A 2,170-nucleotide genomic window follows, 5' to 3' on the forward strand; every position below is an offset into this window, starting at 1 on the left:
TGGGCCTGTCAGGAATCAAGCTGTCGTTTCTCGGATCCGGGGTCGACGATCTGCTATGCGCGTCGACGACGAGATCCGCGGCCAGCTCGCCACCAGGTTCGAGGTGCTGCTGCCGCATCTGAACGAGCGGCAGCAACGGCTGGCGCTGGCCTGCGAGGCCCGGCTGCTGGGGCACGGAGGCGTGGCCGCGGTGGCGGATGTGGCCCGGGTCAGCGCCACGACGGTGCGCCGTGGCGTGAGCGAGCTGGACTCCGGGGAGGAGCCGCTGCCGGTCGGACGTGCGCGGCGGGCCGGCGGAGGACGTAGGCCGGTCACCGCGCACGACCCGGAGGTGGCGGCGGCCCTGCTCGGACTGGTCGAGCCGAACGCGCGGGGCGATCCGATGTCGCCGCTGCGCTGGACGACGAAGTCGCTGCGGCATCTGGCCGCCGAGCTGACCGCGCAGGGCCATCCGGTCTCCGCCCCGACGGTGGGCCGGCTACTGCGGGCGGCCGGGTTCAGTCTGCAGGGCACGGCCAAGACGCTGGAGGGCAAGCAGCATCCCGACCGCGATGCGCAATTCGCCTACATCAACGAGCAGGTCAAGGCCCATCAGGCCGAAGGCGAGCCGGCGATCAGCGTGGATGCGAAGAAGAAGGAGCAACTCGGGCAACTGCCCGCCGCCGGCCGGGAATGGCGACCGAGGGGCGACCCGATCCCGGTGGAGGACCACAGCTTCTTTACCGCGGGTCCGGACGTGCCGCTGGCCATTCCCTACGGCGTCTACGACCTGGGCACCGATGCCGGCTGGGTCAACGTCGGGGTCGACCACGACACCTCGGCGTTCGCCGTGGCCTCCATCCGCCGCTGGTGGGCCGCCCGCGGCGCGGTCGACCATCCGGACGCGACCAAGCTGCTGATCACCGCGGACGCGGGGGGCTCGAACAGCTACCGCTACCGGATGTGGAAGGCCGAGCTGGCGGCGCTGGCCGCCGATACCGGCCTGACGATCACGGTCTGCCACTTCCCGCCGGGCACCTCGAAGTGGAACAAGATCGAGCACCGGCTGTTCTCGCAGATCACCATGAACTGGCGCGGCCGGCCGCTGACCAGCCACCAGGTCGTGATCGCCACGATCGCCTCGACCCGCACCCGCACCGGGCTGCGGGTCGCCGCCGAGCTGGACACCGGCAGCTATCCGCTCGGCGTCGCCGTTCCCGCCGACCAGCTGCGCCGGCTGCCGATCACCGCCCACGCCCGCCACGGCGCCTGGAACTACACCATCGCCCCCACCGGAGCCGGCGAGGTCGTCCTGCGGGCCGACGAGCGGGCCCGGGCGCGAGCGGCGAACCTGGCGCTCCTCGCCAATGAACGCTTGACCGGCATGGCCCCCGACGACCTGGCCGAGCTCGCCGCACTGCTCGCCCCGGCTCAGGCCGCCCAGGCCGCCCAACGCCGCTTCGAGCAGCGCGGCGGGCCACGGCGCCGCGCGGCCGGCGCGGGCAGCACCGGGCTGCTCACCGACGCCGACCGGGTGCTGGTCACCGTCGTCTACCAGCGCCGGCTGTGCTCGATGAACGTGCTCTCCGACCTGCTCGGAGTCAACGCCAACTCCATCGGCCAGGCCATCGCCGACACCCGCGCACTGCTGGCCGAGCACGGCCGCACGATCACCGCGAGCACGCTGCGCTTTGCCACCGCCGAGGCGCTGATGGCCTTCGCATCAAGCAGCGGAGAGGAGCCGATGCGCCCGCGGCTGGCCGAACGGCTCGCCGATCCGGCGCTGACCGGCATGACGCGCGCCGACCTCGCCGCCCTGACCGAGCGGATCGTGCCCGTGCTGGCCGCCCGCGCCGAGCGGCATCGGCATCGACTCCGCGGCGGCGAACGGCTGCCCGGCGCCCGCGGCGGCGTCTTCATGCAGAAGATCACCGACGCCGAGCGGGTGCTGGCCACCGTGCTCCACCGGCGCGGCCTGGGAACCCACGACACCCTCGCCGAGCTGTTCGAAGTCAGCCGCCGCACCATCGGAGGCGCGCTGCGCGAAGTCGGCCCGCTCCTGGACCAGACCGGCTACGCCGCCACACCGGCCGCCACCCGATTCACCACCGCGGCCGAGCTCCTCGCCTCGCTGCCGACCCCGAGCGCCGACGACATTGACACGCCGACAAGTTGATTCTTTACAGGCCCA

1 protein-coding gene is annotated in these 2,170 nt (G+C 72.7%); it reads left to right on the forward strand.

The features are described 5' to 3' along the window. Nucleotides 1–55 precede the first annotated feature (55 nt). On the forward strand, nucleotides 56–2,155 hold the full coding sequence (locus BLW63_RS25910; RefSeq protein WP_091162516.1) for an ISAzo13 family transposase: 2,100 nt from the start codon (nucleotides 56–58) through the stop codon (nucleotides 2,153–2,155). Nucleotides 2,156–2,170: the final 15 nt, after the last annotated feature.

Source organism: Geodermatophilus africanus (genome assembly GCF_900107105.1).
In the GTDB taxonomy this organism is placed as follows: domain Bacteria; phylum Actinomycetota; class Actinomycetes; order Mycobacteriales; family Geodermatophilaceae; genus Geodermatophilus; species Geodermatophilus africanus.